The 25,312-nt window shown below is 66.4% G+C and carries 20 protein-coding genes and 1 pseudogene; 11 read left to right on the top strand and 10 right to left on the bottom strand.

The annotated features are described in order from the left end of the window. The first annotated feature begins 408 nt into the window (after positions 1–408). A complete protein-coding gene (locus A5790_RS25780) occupies positions 409–1,962 on the top strand; it encodes a hypothetical protein (RefSeq protein WP_066844591.1) in 1,554 nt (517 codons plus the stop codon). A 67-nt stretch (positions 1,963–2,029) separates the two neighbouring features. Here A5790_RS25780 and A5790_RS13050 read toward each other — a convergent pair whose 3' ends face one another. Further along, positions 2,030–3,790 carry an amidohydrolase family protein gene (locus tag A5790_RS13050; RefSeq protein ID WP_066844588.1) on the bottom strand — a complete coding sequence of 587 codons (1,761 nt, stop codon included), beginning with the start codon at positions 3,788–3,790 and terminating at the stop codon, positions 2,030–2,032. A gap of 92 nt (positions 3,791–3,882) precedes the next feature. On the opposite strand from A5790_RS13050, the gene A5790_RS13045 reads away from it, so the two are divergent. Beyond that, a complete protein-coding gene (locus tag A5790_RS13045) occupies positions 3,883–5,226 on the top strand; it encodes an aromatic ring-hydroxylating dioxygenase subunit alpha (RefSeq protein ID WP_066844585.1) in 1,344 nt (447 codons plus the stop codon). Next, complete coding sequence (locus A5790_RS13040; protein WP_066844674.1) at positions 5,201–5,833, top strand: TetR family transcriptional regulator; 633 nt, start codon at positions 5,201–5,203, stop codon at positions 5,831–5,833. Before A5790_RS13045 ends, A5790_RS13040 begins: the two co-directional genes overlap by 26 nt. A 4-nt stretch (positions 5,834–5,837) precedes the next feature. On the opposite strand, the gene A5790_RS13035 is transcribed toward A5790_RS13040, so the two are convergent. Genes A5790_RS13035 through A5790_RS13020 form a run of 4 tightly spaced genes read right to left on the bottom strand, consistent with a single transcriptional unit; the run spans position 5,838 to position 10,704 of the window. Next, a complete protein-coding gene (locus A5790_RS13035; protein WP_066844582.1) occupies positions 5,838–6,248 on the bottom strand; it encodes a Zn-ribbon domain-containing OB-fold protein in 411 nt (136 codons plus the stop codon). 3 nt (positions 6,249–6,251) lie between these two features. Then, positions 6,252–7,460, bottom strand: a complete 1,209-nt coding sequence (locus A5790_RS13030) for a thiolase family protein (RefSeq protein ID WP_066844579.1) — start codon at positions 7,458–7,460, stop codon at positions 6,252–6,254. Between the two features lie 20 nt (positions 7,461–7,480). After that, positions 7,481–9,700 (bottom strand): acyl-CoA dehydrogenase, encoded by a 2,220-nt coding sequence (locus tag A5790_RS13025; protein WP_066844576.1) that lies wholly within the window; start codon positions 9,698–9,700, stop codon positions 7,481–7,483. Beyond that, positions 9,697–10,704: an NAD-dependent epimerase/dehydratase family protein gene (locus A5790_RS13020; RefSeq protein WP_066844573.1), complete on the bottom strand. Its 1,008-nt coding sequence runs from the start codon at positions 10,702–10,704 to the stop codon at positions 9,697–9,699. The genes A5790_RS13025 and A5790_RS13020 overlap by 4 nt, the downstream gene beginning before the upstream one ends. A gap of 119 nt (positions 10,705–10,823) precedes the next feature. Here A5790_RS13020 and A5790_RS13015 point away from each other — a divergent pair, with 119 nt between their 5' ends. The 4 genes from A5790_RS13015 to A5790_RS13000 all read left to right on the top strand — a co-directional run bounded on the left by A5790_RS13015 (position 10,824) and on the right by A5790_RS13000 (position 13,617). Continuing rightward, positions 10,824–11,396 (top strand): TetR/AcrR family transcriptional regulator, encoded by a 573-nt coding sequence (locus A5790_RS13015; protein ID WP_066844570.1) that lies wholly within the window; start codon positions 10,824–10,826, stop codon positions 11,394–11,396. Further along, positions 11,393–12,259 (top strand): alpha/beta fold hydrolase, encoded by an 867-nt coding sequence (locus tag A5790_RS13010; RefSeq protein WP_156656384.1) that lies wholly within the window; start codon positions 11,393–11,395, stop codon positions 12,257–12,259. Before A5790_RS13015 ends, A5790_RS13010 begins: the two co-directional genes overlap by 4 nt. Positions 12,260–12,450: 191 nt before the next feature. After that, on the top strand, positions 12,451–12,666 hold the full coding sequence (locus A5790_RS13005; protein WP_082961700.1) for a three-helix bundle dimerization domain-containing protein: 216 nt from the start codon (positions 12,451–12,453) through the stop codon (positions 12,664–12,666). Between the two features lie 105 nt (positions 12,667–12,771). Then, the gene (locus A5790_RS13000) at positions 12,772–13,617 is read left to right on the top strand and encodes a mycofactocin-coupled SDR family oxidoreductase (protein ID WP_066844567.1); all 846 of its coding nucleotides are present in this window, start codon (positions 12,772–12,774) and stop codon (positions 13,615–13,617) included. Positions 13,618–13,630: 13 nt separating this feature from the next. Here the strand turns inward: A5790_RS13000 and A5790_RS12995 are convergent, their stop codons facing one another. After that, positions 13,631–14,488 carry an SDR family oxidoreductase gene (locus A5790_RS12995; RefSeq protein WP_066844666.1) on the bottom strand — a complete coding sequence of 286 codons (858 nt, stop codon included), beginning with the start codon at positions 14,486–14,488 and terminating at the stop codon, positions 13,631–13,633. A 375-nt stretch (positions 14,489–14,863) separates the two neighbouring features. On the opposite strand from A5790_RS12995, the gene A5790_RS12990 reads away from it, so the two are divergent. After that, positions 14,864–15,127 (top strand): hypothetical protein, encoded by a 264-nt coding sequence (locus A5790_RS12990; protein ID WP_066844566.1) that lies wholly within the window; start codon positions 14,864–14,866, stop codon positions 15,125–15,127. 140 nt (positions 15,128–15,267) lie between these two features. Here the strand turns inward: A5790_RS12990 and A5790_RS12985 are convergent, their stop codons facing one another. After that, a complete protein-coding gene (locus A5790_RS12985) occupies positions 15,268–16,731 on the bottom strand; it encodes an HNH endonuclease signature motif containing protein (protein ID WP_066844563.1) in 1,464 nt (487 codons plus the stop codon). A gap of 84 nt (positions 16,732–16,815) precedes the next feature. Next, on the bottom strand, positions 16,816–18,045 hold the full coding sequence (locus tag A5790_RS12980; RefSeq protein ID WP_066844560.1) for a TerC family protein: 1,230 nt from the start codon (positions 18,043–18,045) through the stop codon (positions 16,816–16,818). A 162-nt stretch (positions 18,046–18,207) separates the two neighbouring features. Here A5790_RS12980 and A5790_RS12975 point away from each other — a divergent pair, with 162 nt between their 5' ends. Then, positions 18,208–18,972: an SDR family NAD(P)-dependent oxidoreductase gene (locus tag A5790_RS12975; protein ID WP_066844558.1), complete on the top strand. Its 765-nt coding sequence runs from the start codon at positions 18,208–18,210 to the stop codon at positions 18,970–18,972. A gap of 448 nt (positions 18,973–19,420) precedes the next feature. Here A5790_RS12975 and A5790_RS12970 read toward each other — a convergent pair whose 3' ends face one another. Both A5790_RS12970 and A5790_RS12965 read right to left on the bottom strand, forming a co-directional pair. Further along, positions 19,421–20,146, bottom strand: coding sequence for a TIGR02206 family membrane protein (locus tag A5790_RS12970; RefSeq protein ID WP_066844555.1), 726 nt, complete (start codon positions 20,144–20,146; stop codon positions 19,421–19,423). A gap of 11 nt (positions 20,147–20,157) precedes the next feature. Further along, the gene (locus A5790_RS12965) at positions 20,158–21,708 is read right to left on the bottom strand and encodes a serine hydrolase (protein ID WP_066844663.1); all 1,551 of its coding nucleotides are present in this window, start codon (positions 21,706–21,708) and stop codon (positions 20,158–20,160) included. 180 nt (positions 21,709–21,888) lie between these two features. On the opposite strand from A5790_RS12965, the gene A5790_RS12960 reads away from it, so the two are divergent. Then, positions 21,889–22,701: a DUF1906 domain-containing protein gene (locus A5790_RS12960; protein WP_066844552.1), complete on the top strand. Its 813-nt coding sequence runs from the start codon at positions 21,889–21,891 to the stop codon at positions 22,699–22,701. 90 nt (positions 22,702–22,791) lie between these two features. After that, a pseudogene (locus tag A5790_RS12955) lies at positions 22,792–25,230 on the top strand (penicillin-binding protein); the annotation flags it as partial. Positions 25,231–25,312: the final 82 nt, after the last annotated feature.

Genomic DNA, 25,312 nt, shown 5'->3' with positions numbered 1-25,312 from the left:
CTTCCAGCAACTTATCCACCCGACCTTCAGCAGACTCTTGCTCTGATGTGTCACAGGTCACGGCGTTGCGGAGAGGTGGCCCTGGACGGTGGCTCGCTCTCGTGTAAGTTTCCTTACGATCACTGCGTGCACATGCAAGTACCGTGCGTCATCTGCAATATGCCGAGTTATGGCGAGCCTGTGACAGCGCAGGACCGGCCAGCATAGTCCACCCTGTTTAGTGGTACGAATCACTTGCCTCTTAGGTTAGGCTCAGCTAATCTTCAGCTGCCATTTGGCAAATTCACAGGCACAACAGGAGAAAACGTGCAACTAGCAGTTCAGGCCGGTCCGCCGGTTCAGGACCTCCCACCCAGTTACTCGCCATCGAGTCGGCGCAACTCCAAGCTGTTGGTTGCTGGCGTCGCAATGGCAAGTGCCAGCGTGATCGCGGTCAGCCCGGTAGCCCCCCCGATGCCCACTGTTCAGGATGTCCAGGAGCGCGTCGCGCACGCCGCGGTCCAGCTCACGGCGGCCAGCAATCCGCTCCTCGTGTGGGGACAGGCCATCGCCGACACGTTCGGAAGCCTGGAGACGCTGACCGGAGACTCCGCCGGCGCGACGGAAAACCTCTTGAGGCAGCTGAGCACCGGCTACATCTTCCGCGAGACCGCCAATGTCCTGATTCAGAACACCCTGAACCCGGGTCCTCTGCTGAATGAGGTTCTCAACTTCAATTCGAAGTACGGACCCACCATCGAGACGGCGATCTCGGGGACCATCGAGGCGATGCGGCTGGCGGCTGAACAGCTTCCCGGTGTGATTAGCGAGTCACTGACCTACCTGTCGCAGGGACAGTTCTTCGAGGCTTTCTCGAAGGTCAACGGCTGGTTCGTGCTCAGGTTCCTGGCCGGAATGCGGCCGCTGATCCCGATCCTCTCCATCCCCTCGCAGTTCGTGGGGGCGCTGCCCGGCGCGGAGAAGTTGCCTGCACTGCTCGATGTCGTCTCTGAATTCGCGCTCACCAAGGCGATTTTCGAACCGATCGTCGGCTCGATCGTGCAGTCGACCGAGATTTTCGACGCCACACGCGAAGCGTTGGCCGCAGGCAACATCGCCGACGCCGTCACCAACCTGGTGAACCTCCCGGTGCTGGCGCTCAGCGCTCTGGTCAACGGATTCCAGCCCGCCGCCTCCCCCTCGGAGTGGCAGGGTCTGCTCGACCGTGGTCTGTTCACCTATCTCGCGGTCACGCTGCCCAGCCAGATCGCCAACGCGATCGCGCCTCCGGTTCCTGCTGCGTCGACCCTGAGCGCGCCGGGTGGCCCGGGCCAGTTCAGCTTCGGTGGTGACACACTCGCGATCAGCCTCGCCAATGACGGCGAGGGTGAAGACGAAGGTGCCAACGACGGCGAAGGCGAAGGCGAAGGCACCGGCGAAAGCACGGGCGAAGCCGCCAAGGAAGCCGAAGGCACCGAGGAGAGCACCGACGAAGCCACCGAGGAAGCCGAAGGCACCGAGGAGAGCGCCGAGGAGGGCAGCGAGGTGAGCACCGGCGCCGAGGAAGGCTCGGACGCTGGTGAGGATGCCGGCGACAGCACCACCGACGCCGAGAGCACCACGGGCTCGAACACCAACACCGGCAGCAACACCTCGGGCATCAGCACCAGCCGGAGCGGCAGCACCGGCAGCACCAGCGGTTCCGGCACCACCACCGGTGCCGGCAGCACGACCGGCTCCGGCAGCACCGGTTCGACCGGCAGCACCGGTTCGACCGGCAGCACCGGTTCGATCGGCAGCGCCGGCTCGACAGACAGCACCGGCACCGGTTCGGACGGCAGCACCGGCACCGGCTCCGGCAGCACCGGCTCGGCCAACAGCTCCGGCAGCACGGGCTCCGGCTCGGGCAGCGGTTCCGGCTCGGGCAGCGGTTCCGGCTCGGGCAGCGGTTCCGGGTCGGGCAGCGGTTCCGGCAGCAACTAAGTAGGTACGACGATGACGGCCCCCTCGGCAACGAGGGGGCCGTCTCTCGTCTGCGGCTGATCCGGGATCAGCGAGCGCCGCGCACAAGGCGCCCCGGCCGGGCGCCCGTGTCGACGCCGTCGCGGCGCGTCACCACGCCGCTGACGATCGTCGCGGTGTAACCGGAGGCGCCCTGCACCAACCGCTGTCCCCCCGCAGGCAGGTCATAGGTTATCCGCGCGGGATGCAATGTCAGTGCATCCATGTCGATGACATTGACGTCGGCCTTCTTGCCTACCTCGATGACGCCGCGATCGGTCAGCCCGAACAGCTGCGCGGTGTCGTGAGACTGTTTGCGCACCACGTATTCCAGCGGAAGCTTGTCACCGCGGTGGCGGTCTCGCGCCCAGTGCGTGAGAAGGAACGTGGGATACGACGCGTCGCAGATCATGCCGCAATGTGCGCCGCCGTCGGACAACCCGACCACACCCGCCGGATGCAGCAGCATCTCCCGGATCGCGTCGTGGTTGCCGTAGAAATAGTTGTAGAACGGCAGCATCAGCATCGCCGTTGCGTCGTCCTCGAGCATCAGGTCGTACAACGTGGTCAGCGGGTCCTCACCGCGGTCGCTGGCGATCTTGTCCACGGTGCGTTCGACCGTCGGTTCGTAGTCGGGCGGATCGCCCAGCGCATAGATGCGACCCAGCGAGTACTGCACGAGCGCGAACATGTTGTCGAACAACACATTCGGATCGGGCGGCAAGTCCTCCTCGGCCAGGATCGCGGCCTTGACCGCCGGGTCCGCCAGGCGCGCGGCCAACTCTTCGCGGCTGCATTCGGCCTTCAGCTTGCGGAAGGTCGGCCGGTGGGTGAAGGCGTGATGGCCCGGGAAGCCGAACAGCATCCCGAACGGGCGCGCGGCGATCTGCGGATAGAGTTCACTGCCTGACGCGTGGGCCTCGGCCGAGATGTCGAGCTGTTCCCGCCACAGGTCCGGCGCCGCATCGACCTGGATCATCCCGAACGAGATGGGTCGGTCAATCTCGGCGGCGAGACGCTTCATCCATTCCAGTTCCTTCTTGGGCGCGATGATGTCCTCGCCCGCGACCCCCTGCGGCGCCAGCTCGAACACGGCCCGCCCGCCGGCGGCCATGGCGCGGCCGAGGCCGAACAGTTCGTCTTCGGCGGCGAAGGTGCCCGGAACCGGTTCACCGTCGATGGCCCGGTGCCCCAGCGTGCGCGACGTCGAGAAGCCCAGCGCACCGGCCTCGATGCCCTGCTGCACGAGGCGGGCCATCACCGCGATGTCCTCCGGTGAGGCGGGCTCGTTGCGGGCTCCGCGCTCCCCCATCGCATACGCGCGCACCGCGCCGTGGGCGATCTGGCTGCCCACATCGATGGCGAAGTCCTGCTTTTCGACGACATCGAGGTATTCGGGATAACTCTCCCACCCCCACGAGATGCCCTCGGTGAGCGCGGTGCCCGGGATGTCTTCGACGCCCTCCATCAACCCGATCAGCCATTCCTCGTGGCCTGGCCGCACCGGTGCGAACCCGACGCCGCAATTGCCGGTCACCACGGTGGTCACCCCGTGGCCGCTGGAGGGCTCGAGCAAGCTGTCCCAGCTGACCTGCCCGTCGTAATGGGTGTGGATGTCGACGAAGCCCGGTGCGACGACTTTCCCGGTGGCATCCATCGTCTCGGCGGCTTCGCCCTCCAGCGGAGCGTCGCCGTGTCCGCGGCGACGGACTTCGACGATCCTGCCGTCCCTGATGCCGATGTCGGCGGTGTACCGGTCCGCTCCTGTGCCGTCGACGACGGTTCCGCCGGTGATTTTCAGGTCGAACACGATTACTCCTCCGCATCCGGATGTCAGCCGCTAATGTCGGGCACTGTAACACCGTTACAGAAGCTTCGCGGCGACTTCGGAGAGGACCGTTCGTGACACACACAGCGCAAGAAGTCCGACGCGAAGATGCGATCGGCACCCCGCCCGCGCGGCCCACCCTGGTGCCGGCCGAGCGGTACTATTCGCCCGCATTCGCTGCTCTCGAGATCGAACGCATGTGGCCCAAGGTGTGGCAACTGGCCTGCACGACTGATCACGTCGCCGAGCCTGGCGACTACTTCGAATATCGCTGCGGCCCATACTCCGTGCTGATCGTCTGCGGCGACGACAGCGTTCTGCGGGCGTTTCAGAACGTGTGCCGGCATCGCGGCAACTCACTGTGCTCCGGGGCGGGCTCGGGTCTGCGCGAGCTGCGGTGCGGGTACCACGGCTGGACGTGGGATCTCGGCGGATCGCTGCGGCGGGTACCGAACCGCAAGGGGTTCGGCGCATTACACATGTCCGAGCTGCCGCTGGTGCCGGTCGCCGTCGACACCTGGGAACGGCTGGTCTTCGTCAACCTCGATGTCGACGCGATGCCGCTGCTCGAATACCTCGAGGCGATGCCCGCCGATGTGGAATGGTGCAGGCTGGCCGACTTCCGCTGCTACGCCACGATGACGATCGACGTCGACGCCAACTGGAAGACGATCGTCGACGGCTACAGCGAGACCTACCACATTCAAACCCTGCACCCTGAGTTGCATCGCTGCATGGACGATGTCTACGCCCCACAGACGATCTGGGGACACACGGGCAAATCCGAACAGCTGTACGGGGTGCCGAGCCCCCACTTGAAACAGTCGGTCAGCGACGACGAGGTATGGGACGCGTACGTGTGCACGCAGGGCGCATTGATGGGCGTCGAGGAGGGCACCCCGCTGCCCGACGACCGCGAAGCCGGCGCGTCGGTCGCCGATGTCATCGCCGCCCGCACACGCGCATTCGCCGCATCCCGCGGTGTCGACCTGCAATGGGCGGGCACCGAGCAGATCATGCGGCTGCACCAGTACAACGTGTTCCCGAACATGACGCTGCTGATGAATGCCGACCACCTGACGGTGATGACGTCACATCCGGGATCCGATCCGGACCGCGGCGAATTGGTGATGCTGCTGTGGACACGGATGGCGCCAGGCTCGCCACGTACCAAGCCCGTCGACGTGCGCATGAAGGCCGAAGACGCCCACCCCGGACTGGTTCTCACCCAGGACATCTCGGTGTTGGCGGGTTTACAGCGGGGCCTGCACCAGCCGGGCTTGAAGCACCTGACGCTGTCCAACGAGGAGCGCCGCGTGATCAACATGCACCGCAACCTCGAGCGCTACCTCGACCTGCCCGAGTCCGAACGGATGACCGGGGGTGAGCCCGGTGGCGACACGACGGACGGCCGCTAGGGGCCAGGAGGCGGTCAACGCAGAGGTCATCCTCGACGCCGCCGCCAGGATGATCGAACTGCACGGGGTGGACGGCTTCACCATGCGCGGGCTGGCCGAGCAGCTCGGGGTGGCGGTGACCTCGATCTACTGGCACGTCGGCGGCCGCGACAAGCTGTTCGACAGTCTCGTGGACCGGCTGCTCGACGAGATGGCACATCTGCCCAACGAGGGCGACACCGCGGTCGACCGCATCGCCTCGCTCGCGCATGCTCAGCGGCGGGCACTCATCAGCAGACAACATCTGCTCGCCATCGCCCACGAGCGCGACCAGACACCGCGGTTGTTCCTGCCGGTTCAACAGGCGCTGGCGGCCCAACTCGCCGAGCTCGGGGTGATGGGCCAGGACGCTGCCCTGGTGCTGCGTGCGGTCGAGGTGCATGTCATTTCGTCTGCGGTGATGCAGTTTTCGGCCGTGCGCGGCGAGAAACACGACGAGGAGGACCCGTCGCTGTGGACCGATGACTGGCCCGACCGTGCCCTCGTGCAAGCGCTGCAGTCACCCACCGACTATGACGCGGTGTTCGCCTACGGCCTCGAAGCGCTGCTGGCCCCCCTGCAGCGCTGAGCGACTATGCCGGGGTGTAGCGCAGCATCGTCACGTCGTGCTCGGGGTAGTCGAAGAACACGGGTTTGACCCGCATCCCGACTCTCAGGTCGCCGGGTTCAACGTCGACCAGCTCGGTGGAAAACCGCGGTCCCTCATCCCATTCGACGATCGCCAGCAGCTGAGGCACCGCATCGGCGAAGTGCGGCCCGACGGGCCGGCGCGCCACCGTGTACGAGTACAGCGTGCCCATCCCGGAGATCTCGCGCCACTCGAGGTCGTCGGTGAGGGTCCGCGGGGCTCGCACCCTCGGATAGAACACGTACGCATCCGAAGACGGCGAGTACTGGATCAGGATGCGGTGCTGGGCCAGCGCATCCCAAAAAGGCGCGGTGGTCGGGGTTTTCACCGGCATGGGCCGCTCGAAGGTGGTCACGGGTCAGTCTCCCTCGAGGATCAGGGCGGTCTGCTCGGACAGGATTCCGCCGTTACCGGACACGAACGCGCGATTGCAGGCGGGCACCTGTGCGGCGTCGGCCCGGCCCATGATCTGGCGCGTCGCATCGCAGACGTGGTGCATTCCGCCCGCGAGACCGGCCTGGCCGAAACCGAGTTGGCCCCCGGCGGTGTTCAGCGGGAAGTCCCCGCGGAACGTGAGGTCGTGGTCGGCGACGAACTGCATGCCCTTGCCCTTCTCGCAGAACCCGGCGTCCTCCAGCGACAGCAGCACGGTGATCGTGTAGCAGTCGTAGATCGAGACCATGTCCATATCGGTGCGGGTCAGATCGGTCATGCCGAAAGCGGTTGCGGCGGCCTCCGCCATCGGGGTGTGCAGGAGATCGGCCGCGTACGTGGGGGTCTTGAACGGGACGTGCTCGCCGAAACCCTTGATCCACACCGGCCTGTTCCGCGCTCGCCTGGCGATGTCCGCGCTCGCGACGACCACCGCTGCGCCGCCCACACACGGCATCACGATCTCGAGCATGTGCAACGGGTCGGCGATGATCGGGCTGTTCAGCACGTCGTCGACGGTTAGTGGTTTGTCCTTCCAGATCGCGCCTTCGGTGTAATTGGCGTTGACCCGTTGATCGACGACGATCTTGGCCATCGCCCGCTCGTCGTAGCCGTACACCGCTCCGTAGCGGGTGGCTACCTGACCGTACGGCCCGTTCTGCCCCAGGTTGCCGTACGGGATCTCGAATTCGGCCTGCGGAGAACCGTACTGATTGCTCGACGAACCGAAGAACACGGCGTCTACCAACGGCTTCGGCTTCTTCTCCGACATCGGCGTGATGTAGCGCGCCGGCAGCGCACACAGCACCACGTCGCACAAGCCGAGCTCGACCGCCGCGGCCGCCCGCCACACCATCGCCGCCGCGCTCGCCCCGCCGAGGTCGACGAGCTCGGCGAAGTTGGCTCGCACGCCCAGGTATTCGGCGATCGTGGACGGTACGAAGATCTCCGACTCGGCCAGGTGTGAGGTGACGATGCCGTTGACGAGTTCTCCTGAGAGCCCGGCGTCCTGCAGCGCAGCCGAGGCCAGCTCCGCCCACTGCTCGAGGGTGAACGGCGCCGGGGTCGCCTTGTTGAACCGCTCGGGCGGCAGTTCGACGTAGCCGACGATCGCGGCTTCACCACGTAGTCCCATGGGTGTCCTTCTTCAGTTGATCACTTGCGCGGGAGCCCGAGGATCATCTGGGCGATGATGTTGAGTTGAATCTCCTTGGTGCCGCCTCCGATCAGCTCGGCGGGCACTCGCAGATACGGCTGTACGACGTCGGATTCGGCGGCCATCGCCGATCGGCCCGCCGAGCCGAGGGTTGCCGGGAACGTGCGTCGCAGAAGCACGTTCATCGCAACCTTGGCGATGCTGGACGCCGCGCCCGAAGCCTGCCCGTCGAGCAGCCGGATGGTCTCGCGCACACCGAGTGCTTTGATCGCGTTGGCGTAGGCGTCGAGTTCCCCCAGCTCGCGCAGCGCGTCCTCGCGCGGCCTGTCGGGTGCCGCGGCGCTTCGACGCAGTGGCGCTGCCCGGTCGTACTGCACGTAACCACTGATGGCCGAACGCTCTTCGGCCATGGTGGCGATGGCCAGCGCCCACCCCCCGGTCGGCTCGCCGAGCAGCATCCCGTCGGGGACGAAGACGTCGTCGAGGAAGACCTCGTTGAACTCCTGTTCCCCGCTGGCCTGCTTGATCGGCTGGACTTCGATCCCGGGTGAGCGCATGTCGATGATGAAGTAGCCGATGCCGCGGTGTTTCGGGGCCGTCGGATCGGTCCGGGCAAGTAGCGCTCCGTAGTCGGCCCGGTGCGCCGATGAGGTCCAGATCTTGTGCCCGTGGATGCGCCATCCGCCGTCGACCTTGGTCGCCCGCGTGGCCAATGCGGCGAGATCCGAACCCGCACCCGGCTCGCTGAACAGCTGGCACCACGCCAGTTCGCCGCGCTGGGTGGGCGTGATGAGCTGCTGCTGCAGCTCTTTGGAGCCGGCCTTGATCAGTGAGGGCAGGATCCACTCGGCGATTCCCAGCGACGGTCGTACCACCGAGGGCCGCTTGCCGAACTCCTCGTCGATGATCAGTTGTTGCAGCGGGCTGGCGTCGATTCCCCAGGGCGGCGGCCAGTGCGGGGCGATCAATCCCGCATCGGCGATGGCGGTGCGCTGCGCGCCCGTGGCGAAGTGCTCGTAGTCGCCTTGACGCCCCGGGCCATCGTTGCTCAGCGCCGCGGCCTCCTCGAGGGTCTCGGCGATCCGGGCCCGGAACGCGGATTCGGCCTCACCGAGGTCGACCGAGAAATCGCGTTCACCAGTGGCGGTCAGTTCACCCAGCCGCTTGGCCCAGCGATTCCTGTCCCCGATCGACGCGGACAGGCTGGTGGCGCGCCGCCAGTAGAGGTGCAGGTCGTGTTCCCAGGTGAAGCCGATGGCGCCGAACATCGTCAGCGTGTCCAGGGCAAGGTCCGGGCACGGCGCGACGGCCATCAGCGCAGCGCCGGCCGCGGCCATCGCGTGTTGGTCGATCGGTTCGGACGCCGCGCGCACCGCGTCCCAGGTCGCCGCGCTGGCCAACTCGCTGTTGACCAGAAGCATTGCGGCGCTGTGCTGCAGCGCCTGGAACGTGCCGATGAGCTTGCCGAACTGTTCGCGCGTGCGCAGATGCGCGGTGGCGGCTTCCACACACCACTGCGTGATGCCGACGGCCACGCTCGCTGTCAGCGCGGTGGCAAGGTACTCGGCCCGCCGGGCGTCGATACCGTTGAGAACGTCGGTCTTCTCGACCGGATAGTCGGCAAGACGCAACCTGCCGAGGTCGGTCAACAGGTCGGTGCCGCGCACGGATTCGACGGCCGCCGCGGGATGCGTCGTATCGATGGCGAGCCAGATGTGGTCCCCGCGGTCGCTGACGGCACAGACCAAAGCCGTTGTCGCCGCACAAATCCCCGCGATCAGGTCCGAGTCGCCGTTGATCGACCACCGGTGGCCGTCGTCGCGGGCAGTGAACGTCGAGTCGCCGGGCAACGCCAACGCGGCCGCGTCGCCGGCGGCGAGGCGGGTCAGCAACGCTGTGGCCGAAGGGGTCGGTTCGGCCAGCAGGGCGACCGCGCCCGTCGCCACGGTCGGCAGCAGCGGTCCGGGAAGCGATGTCCTGCCCGCCGCCTCGAGCACGCAGGCGGCGTCGAGCAGGGCGCCGCCCTGACCGCCGTAGTTCTCGGGCAAGTGCACGGCGTGAAATCCGTTGGCGACGAACTCCTCCCACCATGACGGCAGGCGGCCCTGCGCAAGCAGGTCGAAGGATTCGCGGGTGGCCGACACCGGGGCGCGCCGCGCCGCGAACTGCGCGACCGACTCGCTGAGTTCCCGTTGTTCGGGGGTCAGGGCCAGGCTCACCCGGACCCCCTGCCGGACCGACGTGATGTCCGGAAGAACTGCGCGGCCGCCGCGATCGCGTCGGGCGTCGGCGACGGCTCCCAGCCCAACTCGCGTACCGCCTTCGAGTGGTCCATTACAGACATGATGTTCATCAGCCGGATGTTCAGCGGTGTCAACAAGGTGTCACGGCCGCGGAGCCGGGCGATCCAGCTGCTCGGGTAGCTCGCGGCTGCCATCAGTGCGATCGGGACGCCGCGTCGTGGGGGCTCGACTCCCACTGCGCCACAACCGGCTTCGAAGATCTCCCGCGCGCTCATCCACCGCTCGGAGACGATGTAGCGCTCACCGATCCGGCCGCGCTCACCCGCGAGGATCATCGCCCGCGCGGCATCCTCGATGCCGACGGTCTCGCTCTCGAAACCGTCGATGTAGAACGGCAGCTTGCCGCGCACGGCCGCCGACAGCAGCGCCCCGTGCGGGGTCGGCAGCCAATCCCCCGGCCCGTAGGTGTTCGAGACGCACATCGCGACGGAGGGAAGACCCTTCTCGGCGGCGTAGCGCAGCACCATCTGCTCGGCCTGCACCCGGCTGCGGACGTAGTCGCCGCCGATGTCGAGCCAGTTGTGAGCGGTGGTTTCGTCGACGGGGCCGTCGCTGGAGCGGCCGATGGTGGCGATCGAACTGGTGAACACGAAGCGGTGCAGTCCCGCGTCGACGGCGACATCCAGCACGGCTTGTAAGCCGTCGACATTGGTGCGCCACATCGGCGCGGGGTCGAGCAGCCACGGACGCGCGTCGACGACGCAGTAGTACACGACATCGCATCCACGCATCGCGGAGCGCACGCCGTCCGCGTCGAAGATTTCGCCGCGCCGGATGTCGACCGGCAAGCCGTCGATGCCGCGGGTCGAACTGGTCGGACGGAGCAGCACGCGCACGTCGTCACCGCGGGCGACCAGTTGCTTGGTGACGTGGGAACCCAAGAAGCCGCTGGCGCCGATGACGAGCTTCTTGGGCGTCACCGGTGGCCGGCCAATCGCGTCCCTCTCCACTCCCACGAGACGCAACGTCTCGTCTTGCCAAAGATTATGCATCCTGTCACCATCTGTAAAGCCGACCCCCTCAGATGCGGAGTCAACCGATGGTCACCGAGGCGAAAGCGCCCCGCCGCCGCAGCGAGCGGTCCCGCACGGCGATCATTTCGGCCACCAAGGAACTGCTACTCCAGCGCGGGTTCGACGGGCTGAGCATCGAGGCGGTCGCGGCGCGCGCCGGTGTCGGCAAGCAGACGATCTACCGGTGGTGGCCGAGCCGCCCGGCTCTCGTCGCCGATGTGCTGCTCGAGGATGCGGACAAGATCCTGCGGCCCGTCGGGCACACCGACGACCTCGTGGCTGACCTGAGCCGATGGTCGGCCAGCCTCGCGGCCACACTCACGGGCGAGCGCGGCAACGCCATGCTGCGCATCCTCACCGTCGCGGGAATGGAGCATGAGGACACCAAGGCACGCATGCAGGCGGGCTTCAGCGACCCACTGCACGAGGGCGTCAGAGCGCGGTTGTCGGCCGACGGGATCGATGACGCGACATCGCAGGCGGCGGCCGACGCCATCGTCGGCGGGATCGTCTACGCGATCCTCACCGAGGGGCGGTCGTTTCGCCGGAGCCGGGCCGAGGCGATCACTCGGACCGTCATCGCCGGGGTATGCCGATGACCCTGGCTCCCAATGTTTTTCGTGTCTCTACTAACGACGGCGTGACGATCGTCGCAGACCGCATCGGCGATCCGGCCGCGCCGGCTGTGGTGTTCTTGCACGGCGGCGGACAAACCCGGCGGTCATGGGGCCGAGCGGCGGCCGCGGTCGCCGAACGCGGGTGGCAGGCCGTCACCGTCGACTTCCGCGGACACGGCGAGTCCGACTGGTCGGCCGATGGCGACTATCGCGTCACCACGTTCGCCGGGGACGTGCTCGAAGTGCTCGGCGAGCTCCCCGCCCGGCCCGTCATCGTCGGTGCTTCCCTTGGTGGGTTCACCGCGATGCTGCTCGCCGGTGAACTCGCGCCCGGTACGGTGCGCGCGATCGTCCTCGTCGACATCGTGCCGGATATGAACGAGTCCGGCGCGTCACGCATCCACGATTTCATGGCCGAGAAGATGACGTCGGGCTTCGCATCGCTCGACGAGGTCGCCGACATGATCCAGCAGTACAACCCCCACCGGCCAAGGCCGGCCGACCTCAACGGCTTGAAGACGAACCTGCGCGAACGCGACGGTCGCTGGTACTGGCACTGGGATCCGAAGTTCATCGACGGCACCGCCGCGTTGCCGCCGATCGAGGTGACCGAAGTGGACCGGATGCACGCCGCGGTCGACGCGATTCTGCGCAACGGGGTTCCGATGCTGCTCGTGCGCGGGCAGCTCAGTGACCTGGTGACCGAAGGGCGCGCCCGGGAGTTTCTCGGCCGCTTCCCCGACGTCGACTTCGTCGATGTCGGCGGCGCCGGACACATGGTGGCCGGCGATCGCAACGATGCCTTCGCCGAGGCCGTGGTGAACTTCGTCATTCGCCACACTTAGGGTTGCTCTCACGAAAGTACCTACCCGGCCGTCTGTTTCGTGCGTCAGCACCCCCATCGGCGCGGCAGGCAGCCGTGGATATATGGCTGATCGAGAGAGCCGCCTGCCACGCGCTACGGCAGAACGTCCTCCGAAAGATTTCCTCCAGTCGCACCTTGACCCGTTAGCCCCTCTAAGAGCAAGATTTGCGGGTGATCGAGTTGAATGAGCAGCAGATCCTGGATCAGATCGCCGCCCGTCTGGCGGGGTCTTATCCCAGCGTTCCGGCGGATGCGGTGACGAGCCTGGTCCGCGAACAGCATGCCCGCTTCGCGGATCGTCCCATCCGCGACTTCATCCCGTTGTTCGTCGAGCGACAGGCACGTGCCGAACTCGAGGGAATCGAGCGCCCTGCCGCGCGAGTCTGATTTCCGCGGCCACCGTTCCGACCTCCTCTGGGAAGCGTCGAATCAGCGCCCCTCGGCGCTACCGTGTTTGACTGACCGCCACTTCCGTGTACGCGAAAGGCCGCAATGACAGAGAACAGGGTCGGCCGGGTTGCCGGCAAGGTCGCGTTCATCACCGGCGCCGCCCGCGGTCAGGGGCGCGAGCACGCGGTCCGGCTCGCCGAGGAGGGGGCCGACGTCATCGCCGTCGACGTCTGCGATGACATCGACACCGCCGGATATCCCGGCCCCACGGAGGCAGACCTCGCCGACACGGCAACGCTGGTCGAGAAATCGGGCCGCCGCATCGTGACCGCCAAGGCGGATGTGCGCGACCTCTCGAGCCTTCAGACGGCTCTCGAGCGCGGGGTCGGTGAACTCGGACCGCTCGACATCGTCGTCGCCAACGCCGGCATCAGCGCCGATCCAGCGCCCGCCGCAATGATCCGGGAATCCGCGTGGCAGACGATGTTCGACATCAACGTGACCGGCGTCTGGCACACCGTGAAAGCCGCACTGCCGCACATGACCAACGGCGGTGGCTCGATCATCCTGGTCAGTTCGATGTTGGGGCTTCGCGGCGGCGGCTACATGGCCCACTACGCGTCGGCCAAGCACGCTGTGGTCGGGTTGATGAACTCGCTGGCCAATGAGCTTGCACCGCAATGGATCAGAGTCAACTCGATCCACCCCGGCAACATCCTGACACCGATGATCGACAACGATCACTTCCGCCGCACGGTCCGGCCCGACCTCAGCGATCCGACGATGGAGGACGCCACGCAGGTCATCGGGCACTTCCACATGCTGCCGAAACCGGTGATCGAGGCACGGGCCGTCAGCAACGCCGTGCTGTTTCTCGCCTCCGACGAATCCCAGTACATCACCGGGGCGGCGTTACCCGTCGATGCCGGCGCCGTAGCCAAGTTCTGACTTTCGGAGGCGACTATTTGGACTTGGTGGTGTTGAACCTCTGGAACCGCCACAGGTACGACGGCAGCCGCCGAGCGGGCACGGATTTCGGCCAGTCCCGCGACCGGAAGTAGGCGTCTGAACCGCCATCGACGAAAATGATGCTGCCGCAGAGGAAGTCGGCGGAGTCCGACAGCATGAACAACATCCAGTCGGCGAGCTGGGCGGGATCTCCGAAACCTCCGACAGGCACCGGGAAGGCGTTGACCGCCTTGGCCTCGCGCGGTGTGGCCAATTGCTTCTCCAACAGCGGCGTCAGGATCGCGCCGGGGGCGAGGGCGTTGAGCCGGATGCCCGCGCCCGCCCACTGTGGTGTCACCGCGGTGCGCCGGACCCAGTGGGAGACCGCGATTTTCGAGGCGGCATAGCCGAGCGATGGCGCGGCAGGCCCGAGCAGCTTCAGGGAGCGCACCGCTTTGTCGGTATCGCCATCCAAGAGCGCACGCACTGTGCGTCGCGGCACCGCGGGGGTGGTGGTTGTCGAATTGCTGCCGATCACCACGACTTTGGCTCGCTCGGTCGCGGCCAGAGCGGGGCGCCACGCCTGCAGCAGGTCGACCACGCCGCGATAGTTGACCTCGAATATCCGCCGCGTGCTGTCCTTGCCGGGTGTCGGCCCGATCCCCGCGGCCAACACGGCACCGTCCAGTCGGTTCGACCTGGCGAGCACCTGATCAGCGGCGCTCTGTCGCCCGTCGGCGGTCGACAGGTCGGCCTCGATGTCGCCTTCTTTGACGTCGACAGCGATGACGGTGTGCCCCTGCGCTCTCAGCTTGGTGGCGGCTTGCTGACCCATGCCGGACGCGGCCCCGGTGACTACGTACACACCCATCTCGACCATCCCCTGCCATCGACCGCTTCTCGTTCACCCAATGTCGACGGGCAGCGTAGCGGTGAGCACAGTCCTGCCTTCCTCGAGGTCGCTCTCCTGCGCTTTGAAGGCCGCTGGTTTTGCGATCTTTGATTGCGGGGTTTGCACTGGCTCTCCGGGGGCACAGATGTGTCATGAGCCATGATCCGTATTCCTCTACGGACAGAATCAGCTCGGCGATCTGGGTGGGCATCGCGATCGGGATGTCGGCGTTTGTCTTGCTGACGACGATCCTCGCCGCGGGTTGAACTTATTGGGATCGGTAGTCCCGGTCCCCGGCTGTACTTCGGTCACGACGAAGCCATCCCGGCGACGTGATGACGAAAAGGAACAGCAATGAATATCGTGCCCGCCCGCGTCGAAGAGCAGGTCAGTCGCGTCGACCGGACGTACAGCCTGGTGATCGGAATCTCCGCGGGGCTGACTGCGCTCTGGTCGCTCTACCGCGTGCTCTGGCTCTTCTACACGGCTGCGACGTTCTCCAGCATCGGATGGTCACCGGTGTCGCTGGTGGTGCCGTTGGTGTTGTGGCTCGTGATCGGTGTCGCCGCGGGATATGTCGCAGCCGCATTCCTGATCCGGTACGCCAAACAGCCCTGACCACGTTCGAAAGGGGGCCGCAGCGATGCGGCCCCCTTCGGTGTATGCGGAGCCGTTGTGCGACCGTGCCCGTCGGCGGTAGCCATCGCGTGAAGGCGGGCCCGACTCGCCCACACGCGTGCGAAGCGCTGTGCGGCAGGCTAATTCACGCTCAGTCCTGATTCGTCGCCGTCGTCGATGTCGCGACAGTCTGCGCTGTCCTCGTCGTCTCCGTCGTCGGGGATGAGGTAGCGGTTGGGGTGGTGGTAGTTGTTGACGCGGGCTTGGCCGGTGTCGAGCTGGGGCGGAGGACGCCATGCGGTGCGCCCGTCTTTGCGTTTGTAGGTGCGCCAGCCGCCGGGTTTGACCCGCCTATTGTCGGGGCCACACGCCAGCGTCAGCTCGTCGATGTCCGTCTGACCGCCAGCGGCCCAATCCTTGTGCCCGTGATGGACCTGGCAGTGGTAAGCCGGGACCGTGCAGCCGGGCCGGGTGCAGCCCCGATCCCTGGCGAAGAGCACCAGTCGTTGGGCTTTGGACGCTAAACGGTTAGCCCGCCCCAAGTACAGAATTTCTTCGGTGTGGTCATCGAAGATCGCCAGATAGTGGTGCGCGGAGGAGGCCTGTTTGATCACCTCGCTCATCGGCAACAGCGACCCCCCGCCGGTGAGCCCGTGGCCGATGCCCGATTCGAGCTCTTTGAGCTTGGCGGTGATCAGCAGCGTCGCCGGCAAGCCGTTATGGCTGCCCAACGTGGTGCCCGAGGCGAGCAACTTCCGGCACATGGCATTGAGCGCATCGTGGTTGCGCTGCCCGACCGTGCGCCGATCAGCGGCCACCGTCTCCGCCGACGCGTCCGCCTGCGCCGAGGGATCCTGATCCGCACATCGCTGACCGTCCTCGCCCTCGGTTTCGCCGTCGGGGTGGCAGCGCCCAGGAGCCGCCCACACCGCCAGCACCGCCTCCAACGCCGCCCGGGTGGCCGGATCAAGCAGTCCACGTAGCTCACTCATCCCATCAAGGCGCTGCCGACCCAGACGCAACCAGCGCTGCGCCGCGCGCAACTCATCGGAGAAATCCCCATCGGGGTTCAAATACGCCGCCAGCCGCTGGGCGGCCGCGCGCAATTCCTCAGGTGTGTGCTTGGTGGCCAGCTGCGCCAGCTGCCCTTCGGCGGCCTCGCGCACGTCAAACGGCGTCGAGGCCGGCACCTGCTTGTCAAAGAACCGCCGGATGACCCGCACATGCTCGGCACCCACCAGGCCCTGCTCCACAGCCGCGGCGGTGTGGGCCAGCACCGGTTCGAGTGTCTCGCCGGTCATCGCCCGCCGCGGCGCCAACTCTTTGGCCTCGGCCACCCGCCGATGCGCCTCGGCCTTGGAAAGGCGCAACAACACCGCCAACGCCCCGGCCACGCTGTTTTCCCCCAACTCCTCGATCGGCGCACGCCCCAGCCCGGCCACCATGCTGTGGCTCACTGCCGCTTGACGCCGGGTGAACGTCTCCCACTGCACGATCACCCTCAACTGCTCAGCGGTGCCCAACGTGTCGAACGACTCAGCAATCAACGCGGTCAGCTCGCGGTCCATCGCCGCGATGCGCTGGGTGACCTGCTCCGCCGACATACTCGAACACTAGTTCGACCCACCGACAACCCCGACCCATTTGTGACCACAGAAACCAAAGAGACACAAGTGATTTCCCGAGCGCTATCGGGCGGTGAGCCCCTTGCGGGTGAAGGGTTCAGCTTCGCCGCGGTCGACCGCCTCATCGTGCTTGGCGGCCGCGCGATCGAGCAGCTCGATGAGCGCATCTTCGTCACGAACCAGCTGCCGGTACTTGGGACCGAGCGCGAGGATCTGGTCACGCTCACGAAGAAGCGCCTTGAAGATGCGTTCGCGTTCGGCGGCGCTGCGGGTGTACTCGGAATCGAGATAGGCCCGAGCGTGCCGGCGAGCGTTGGCGATCGCCGTCTGGGCCGTTCCCCTCTTACTGAACAGCGATGCGACGACGGTGACGACGAGGACTCCGATGATCACCGAGAGCGAGAGGCCGGTGCTGACTTCGACGACCGTGACGGGTTCTCCGTCGTTGATGAACGGCACGTTGTTCTCGTGCAGCGCATGCAGGATCAGCTTCACACCGATGAACGCCAGGATCGCCGCGAGACCGTACGAAAGGTAGATCAACCGGTCGAGCAGGCCGTCGATGAGGAAGTACAGCTGCCGAAGGCCCAACAACGAGAACGCCGTCGCGGTGAAGACGATGTAGACGTTCTGGGTCAGACCGAAGATCGCCGGGATCGAGTCGAGAGCGAAAAGGATGTCGGTGCCGCCGATGGCAACCATGACCAGCAGCATCGGCGTCATCGCGCGCTTGCCGTCCACCGTCGTGAACAGCTTGTCGCCGTCGTAGTGCTCGGTGGTGTGAAAGAGCTTCCGCGCCAGCCGAATGATGAAGTTGTCGGCGGTCTCCGAGTCGCTGTTGTTCGGTGCCAGCATGTTGCCCGCGGTGATCAGAAGGATCAACCCGAACGCATAAAAGACCCAGGCGAAGGTGTTGATCAGCGCAGCGCCGAGGAAGATGAAGCCGGTCCGCGCGATCAACGAGAACACGATGCCGAACAGCAGCACCTTCTGCTGGTCCTCGCGCGGCACGCGGAAGCTGCTGATGATGATCAGGAAGACGAAGAGGTTGTCGACCGACAGCGCTTTCTCGGTGATATACCCCGCGAAATACTCGCCACCGGGGTCGACGCCCCCGAAGATCAACACACCGATCCCGAACAGCACCGCGATCCCGACGTACAACGCCGACCAGATCGCCGCCTCTTTGAGGGTCGGGACATGAGCCTTGCGTACATGGAAGAAGAAGTCGAACGCCAAGAGTCCGACGATGGCGACGATCGTCAGCGCCCACACCCACCCGGGTACAACCATGCGTTACTCGCTATCCCTTACCGGAACCGACTGCCCCTAGTGGTGCCCGCAATGGCCGGTTCGAACCCTCGACCGGGCGAGCACCGCCCCGCCGGGCGCGACGAACCCACACATTACGGTTGGTCGAGCACAGCTACCACGATAGACAGGAGAACGTCGGAGATGACGATTCTGGACCGCTTCCGACTCGACGACAAGGTCGTCGTCATCACCGGCGCATCGTCCGGGCTTGGAGTGTCGTTCGCCGAGGCGGTTGCACAAGCCGGTGCGGATGTGGTGCTGGCTGCCCGGCGTGCCGAAAAGCTGGAAACCACAGCAGAACTCGTCAGGGCCGCCGGCAAACGCGCTCTCAACGTCCAGACCGACGTCGTCGACCCCGATCAGTGCACGGCGCTCGTCGACGCGGCAATGCAGGAGTTCGGCCGCGTCGATGTGTTGGTGAACAACGCCGGAGTCGGCACCGCCGTGCCTGCCACTCGGGAAACGCCCGAGGAGTTCCGCAAGGTCGTTGACGTCAATCTCAACGGGTCGTACTGGACCGCCCAAGCGTGTGGGCGGGTGATGCAGCCGGGCAGTTCGATCATCAACATCGCCAGCATCTTGGGTCTGACCACCGCCGCGCTGCCCCAGGCCGCCTACAGCGCCAGCAAGGCCGCGATCGTCGGCCTCACCCGCGACCTCGCCCAACAGTGGGGCGAGCGCAAGGGGATCCGCGTCAACGCCCTGGCCCCGGGCTTTTTCAAGTCCGAGATGACCGACGAGTACAAGCCGGGCTATCTGGACCGCACCGTGGCCGACCGGGTCGTATTCAAGCGCTTGGGTGAGCCGCACGAGTTGTCGGCCGCCGTCGTCTGGCTCGCATCCGAGGCCGGTGGCTACGTCACCGGCCAGACCATCGTGGTGGACGGTGGCGTGACGATCACGTAGACGCCTTGGTAACCACGTGGTCGTCTCGTGACCCGTAGGCGCCCTGCAACGCTTCGCGTTCACTTCGGTCACGAAACGCGTACGGGACCGTCGGCACCGCAGTGTCGGTGATTCTATTGACCGCAGCGGCTCGCGGATGACGGGCCGGAAGGTTGCTTATGGGTTCGCTCGGACTGCCGTTTTGGGTGGGTCTGCTGGTCGTGGTCGCGATCCTGGGCGCGATGTGCGGATTCGCCGCGTCGACGGCCATGCGGCGGAGCAGGCGACATACGCGGCGCGTCTTTCTTCTCGGCGCTTTGTGTGGATTCCTGGCAGGCGCGACCGTCGTCGGGCGGCACAGCGCCGTCGCCCGAACCCGGGCCGTCCTTCGGCGCGCCGGGATCCAGTCGTTGACCCGACTTTGCCTTCCTTCGCCACCGCCTCGACGGCGCCGGCTCCCGATAGGACGCTAAGCCGCCTCGGCGTGTCGTGGCTTCCGCTCCCATGGCCACGTCATCAGTGCCCACGCGGCGACGATGATCGCCACTTCGACCGCCAGATACATCGGCCACGGCCCGAACACATCCAACAGCGACGCTGTCGGCGGTTTCCTGTTCAGATAGCCGTAATTCGTGCCGACGATCGCGTTGAAGGTGAAGGTCGCCGCTGCCCAGATCAGGGTCACGACGATGGTGAAGCGGTAGCTGCGCCATCGCGGACGATTCCCCCGTCCCCACGTGAGGTAGATGGCCGCCCAGACCGCGAAGACGTGAAGCACGAAGAACGTGAGAAACAGGTGATGCGGGAAATCCGGTGCGCCCTCGCGGGGAGTTCCCACGTCGGGCGTCAGCAACGCCTGCGAACTCAGGAGCAGACACCAGTAGTAAGTCAGCGCGAAAACCCAATGCCGTTGTGACCAAAGCGCGTAGGCGGCCGTGAGTTCGGCGATGTCGCACAGTTGGATCGGTATGGACGTCTGGATGTCGGGTCGGATCACCTTATAGACCAACGCCACCACGAACGCACCGACGATCAGCAACGCGAATACGCGTGAGAACACCCGCGCCTGCGCTTCGGTCTGTCGACGGCCCAACCAGATCAGCAGTGCCGCGCCGACCGCGAAGATCGCGAGGACCACCAGGTGCGATGGCCCGTACGCCTCGAACTGTCTTTGCGCGTAGTACAACTCGGTCATCTCTTACTCGTTCAGCGGGGTTTTGGGGCCGGTTGCGGGTCGGTGTACAGGTCCAGCGCTCGGGCGGTCACCGTGGCGAGTTCTCCTTGTAGGTTCGAAAGCGGTCTGCTGCCGCGGATGTGGATGACGTTCGTCAGCAGGATCACATACGTGTTAGAAGCCGGGTCTATCCACATCGACGTCCCGGTGAAGCCGGTATGCCCGAAGCTGCCGACGGGAAACAGTAGTCCGCGCGGTCGGGAATGGCCCGTGTCGATGTCCCAACCGAGCCCGCGCAGGTTTTGACCCTGTATCGCCGGATAGCTCGGGGCGAGAAGCGGATTCGGGTTGGATGCCGCGGCGATGGCCTCTTGGACGGCTTCGTTGGCCGCTCCGACCTGTCCTGGTGAGTGCCCCGGTTGCTGGGGCGTCGTCGTCAGCCGAAGGGTTTCCTGCGTCAACGGAAACGCGCTGGGACGGCCCGCCAATCGGTCCAGCAGCGCCTGCGCATAGATGCCGATGTCACGTGCGGTCGAGAACACCCCGGCATGCCCGGCGACGCCACCCATGCGCCGTGCTGTCGGATCGTGGACCGTGCCTCGCAGCGGGAAGTCGAGATCGGGGTTGGCGCCCGGTTGGGCTCTGCCTTCCTCGTCGAGGGCGGTCGGCGCGATCCGGGCCAAAACGTCGGTGTTCCAGGCATCGTCGGGACAGCCGGTCGGAGCAGGCGGCTCCGATGTGGGTGCCCACGCGACCGCGGCCCCTCTGATCTTGTGCGGGCCGCACGTCTTGGCCGGAGGGAGGTAGCGGGTGTCCTCCATGCCGAGGGGCGCGAACACGTTCCGCTGGACGTAGACGTCTTCTGATTGGCCGGTGATCTGTTCGATTAGCGCCCCGAGCAGGATGAAGTTGATATCGGAGTAGCGGAACACTTCTCCTGGCTCGAATTGCAGCGGCGTGGCGAGCGCGCGGCGGATTCCTTCTGCGCTGTCGGGGGCGGCCAGGCCCCACGGATCCCGCAGGTCGATATCGCCTGCGATGCCCGAAGTGTGGGTGAGCAACATGCGCAGCGTCACCTGGGCCCGCTGCGGATCGCGCGCACTGTTGAAGGCAGGCAGATAGTTCTGCACCGGTTCGTCGAGTCCGACCTTGTTTTGTTCGTAGAGCTGCATGACGGCGGTCGCCGTAGCGAGGCTCTTGGTCAGGGACGCAACGTCGAAGATCGTGTCCTCGGTCATCGGCTCGGCAGGCGCCGGGGCACCGTCGAGCCCGGGTTCGCCCGACAGCTTCCGTGAGCCGTACGCGTGGTGGACGACGAGCTCGCCGCGGTGTCCGACCGCGACCACTGCGCCGGGCAGTTCGTGGGCGGCAATCGCGGTGTTGATCAACTCGTCGATCGGCGCCAGCCCGGGCGCCGGGATGGTCGGGGTGGGCGTTGCGGCCGACGGGGGCGGCGGTGTCGCCGGCGCACCGGAATCGGCCGGCGGATGATCGACCCCGCCACCGCACGCCGCAGACGCTGTCAGAGCGAGGACGATTGTGGCGATGGAAAGCCACCTCGACAAGGACCGCTTGCCGTGCATGGCGAGTCGGTCTGCGGGCATGGCCACCCCGTCCGGTCGAAGGTGCGGGTGCGACGCCGCCGTGTCCAGCTGCGTATCGGTCATCAGCATAGGGCGGGGGCGGTTCGGTACCGAGGAATCAGGCACAGAGAAATCAATCGACCGGCACCCGTGCGTCGTCAATGTTGTTAGCATCGCGCCGTGCAGGACTCCCCGAGGTCACCCGGTCGTGGCGGAGGGAATTCTCCTTCCCGACGCGATCTCCTCAAGTATGCCGTCGCGGCGCCGCCGCTGTTCTTCCTCGGGGCAGCGGCAGCGACGATTTCGGGTCCGAGTGCGTCGGCGGCGCCGCTGCGTCTCGTCGACTTCGCGCACCGCAAGGTCCCGGCCGATCAGCTCAAGGCGGCGGGCTTCGACGGGGCGCTCGTTTACGTCTCCGAACTGCGGCCGGGCGCGGACTTCGACTTCAAACCGGTGACGCGCGAGTATGCCGACTCGCTGCGGGCCGAGGGGTTGCACGTCGTCAGCTGCTATCAGTACGGCAAGCCCGGCTGGCCCACGCCGTCCGATTACACACGCGGATACGACGGTGGTGTCGCGGACGCCCTGACCGCGCAGCGATTGCACATTGCCGCGGGCGGTCCTCATTCGGCACCCATTTTCTTCAGCGTTGACGAGGACATCGACGCTGAGACGTGGGAGAACGTCGCGCTCGAGTGGTACCGCGGAATCAATTCGGTGCTGGGGGTGGATCGCACGGGCCTCTACGGCCACGCGCGGGCGTGCTCGTGGGCGATCGGCGACGGCGTCGTCGGCCGCTCGACCAGCGACGGACATTGGTGGGTGTGGCAGACCAAGGCCTGGTCAGCTGGTGAGCGCGAGCCCCGGGCCGTGCTCTATCAGGCCGTGGTGATCGGCCCGTCCGAGCCCGGCGTGCCCATCGGAGACACCCACGTCGACGTCGACGAGGTCCTCGCACCCGACTTCGGCCAGTGGGATCTGGACCGAAGCTGACCGTGCCCGTTACCAGAGCGTTTCGCCGTCGTTGCGATGAAATCGGCGCGGGAGTGTTCGTCGCGAGACCGCATTTAATACTCTGCTGACATGCCGGAGCGCTCACCGGCCGGGGGGACGGTCATCAAGCTGATTTTGTGCTGCACGCTGGCCGGGGTGTTGGTGGCGGCGCTGATGTTCCCGTTCGCGGGCGGATTCGGCCTGTTGTCCAACCGAGCCTCCGACGTCGTCGCCAACGGGTCGGCGCAGCTGGTGGAGGAAGACGTCCCCCAGGTGACGACGATGGTCGACGCCGCAGGGAAGCCGATCGCCTGGCTCTACAGCCAGCGCCGGTTCGAGGTGAAGAGCGAGCAGATCGCCAACACCATGAAGCTGGCCATCGTCTCGATCGAGGACAAGCGGTTCGCCGAACACGCGGGCGTCGACTGGCAAGGCACACTCACCGGGCTGTCGGGTTATCTGTCGGGCAACCTCGACACCCGCGGCGGTTCGACGATCGAGCAGCAGTACGTCAAGAACTTCCAGTTGCTGGTGACCGCGCAGACCAACGCCGAGAGGCGCGCCGCGGTCGAGCTGACTCCGGCGCGCAAGCTCCGCGAGATGCGGATGGCGTTGACGCTGGACAAGACGTTCACCAAGGCGGAGATCCTCACGCGCTACCTGAACCTTGTCGGGTTCGGAAACGGGGCGTTCGGCGTTCAGGACGCCGCGCAGACCTACTTCGGGATCAACGCCTCGCGGTTGAACTGGCAGCAGGCGGCGCTGTTGGCCGGTTTGGTCCAGTCGCCCACCTCGCTGGATCCCTACGTCAACCCTCAGGGGGCCCTGCAGCGTCGGAACCTGGTGTTGGACACCATGATCGAACACCTCCCCCAGCACACCGACGAACTGCGAGCCGCCAAGTCCGCGCCGCTCGGTGTGCTGCCCCGCCCCAAGGAACTTCCGGGCGGATGCATCGCCGCCGGTGACCGCGGCTTTTTCTGCGAGTACGTGCTGGCCTACCTGGCCCATGCGGGAATCAACAAGGAACAGGTCGCCCGCGGCGGGTACCTGATCCGCACCACGCTCGACCCGACGGTCCAGTCGTCGGTGAAACGGGCGATCGACAAGGTCGCGAGCCCCACGCTGGACGGAATCGCCAGCGTGATGAGCGTCATCAGGCCGGGCAAGGACTCGCACCGGGTGCTCGCGATGGCCAGCAACCGGAATTACGGCTTGAACAAGGACGCCGGGCAGACGGTGCAGCCGCAACCGTTCTCACTCGTAGGCGACGGCGCAGGTTCGATCTTCAAGGTCTTCACCACCGCCGCGGCGCTCGAGATGGGCATGGGCATCAACGCCGAGCTCGCCGTCCCCGGATCGTTCCAAGCCCGTGGACTCGGCAGCAGCGACACTCCCGGCTGCCCGAAAGAGACGTGGTGTGTGAGGAACGCCGGAAATTACCGCGGGTCGATGAACGTCACCGACGCGCTGGCCAGTTCGCCCAACACCGCGTTCGCCAAGCTCATCCAGCAGGTGGGTGTGCCTCGCGCAGTCGACATGGCCGTGCGGCTCGGGCTGCGCTCCTATGCCCTTCCGGGAACGGCGCGACCGTACGACCGGGGAAGCAATGAGAGCCTCGCCGAGTACATCAAGCGGCAGAACGCCGGATCGTTCACCCTGGGACCGTTCCAGCTCAACGCCCTCGAGTTGTCGAATGTGGCCGCGACGTTGAGTTCCGGCGGCACGTGGTGTCCGCCCAACCCGATCGACAAGATCATCGACCGTCGTGGCAACGAGGTGACGTTCACCGCGGAAAAGTGCGACCAAGCGGTCCCGGAAGGGTTGGCGAACACCCTCGCGAACGCGCTGAGCAAGGACGACAAGGGGGGCGGTACGGCCGCGGGAGCCGCGGGTTCGGTGGGCTGGGATCTGCCGATGTCCGGTAAGACCGGCACGACCGAGTCCCACCGGTCCTCCGGGTTCCTGGGATTCACCAACCAGCTCGCCGGCGCCGTCTACATCTTCGACGACTCCAACTCACCGTCGGGGATCTGCTCGTTCCCGCTTCGCAAGTGCTACAGCGGGGACCTGTACGGGGGCAACGAGCCGGCGCGCATCTGGTTCGAGGCGATGAAGCCGATCGCGACCGATCTCGGCGAGGTGCGTCTGCCGCCGACCGATCCCCGCTTCGTCGAGGGCGGTCCCGGCAGCGAGGTGCCGAACGTGACGGGCATGAATGTCGACCGGGCCCGGCAGCGGCTGAAGGACGCCGGCTTCCAGGTGGCCGAGAAGACGACGCCGGTCAACAGCGGGGCCGCTTACGGTGCGGTGGTCGGGACCACGCCGAGTGGTCGAACCATCCCGGGGTCCATCGTCACGATCAACACCAGCACGGGGATCGCGCCGGCACCGCCGCCGCGTCGGGAGGAACCGCCGCCTCCGCCGGGTGTGCCGCCGCCACCGCCACCGCCACCCGATCCGATGGCGATGCCGATTCCCGGTCTGCCGCCGTTCATCTTCGGGCCGCCACCGCCGCCACCGCCGCCGGCCGCCTCGGCCGCCTCCGCCGCCTCCGCCGAACGTGGGTTACCCGCACACCTTTCGTGGCGAGGACGTGTGTCGATCCCAC

The sequence above is a fragment of the Mycobacterium sp. 852002-51152_SCH6134967 genome (assembly GCF_001667105.1).
In the GTDB taxonomy this organism is placed as follows: Bacteria; Actinomycetota; Actinomycetes; order Mycobacteriales; family Mycobacteriaceae; genus Mycobacterium; species Mycobacterium neumannii_A.
This window is presented reverse-complemented; position numbering and strand designations above follow the sequence as displayed.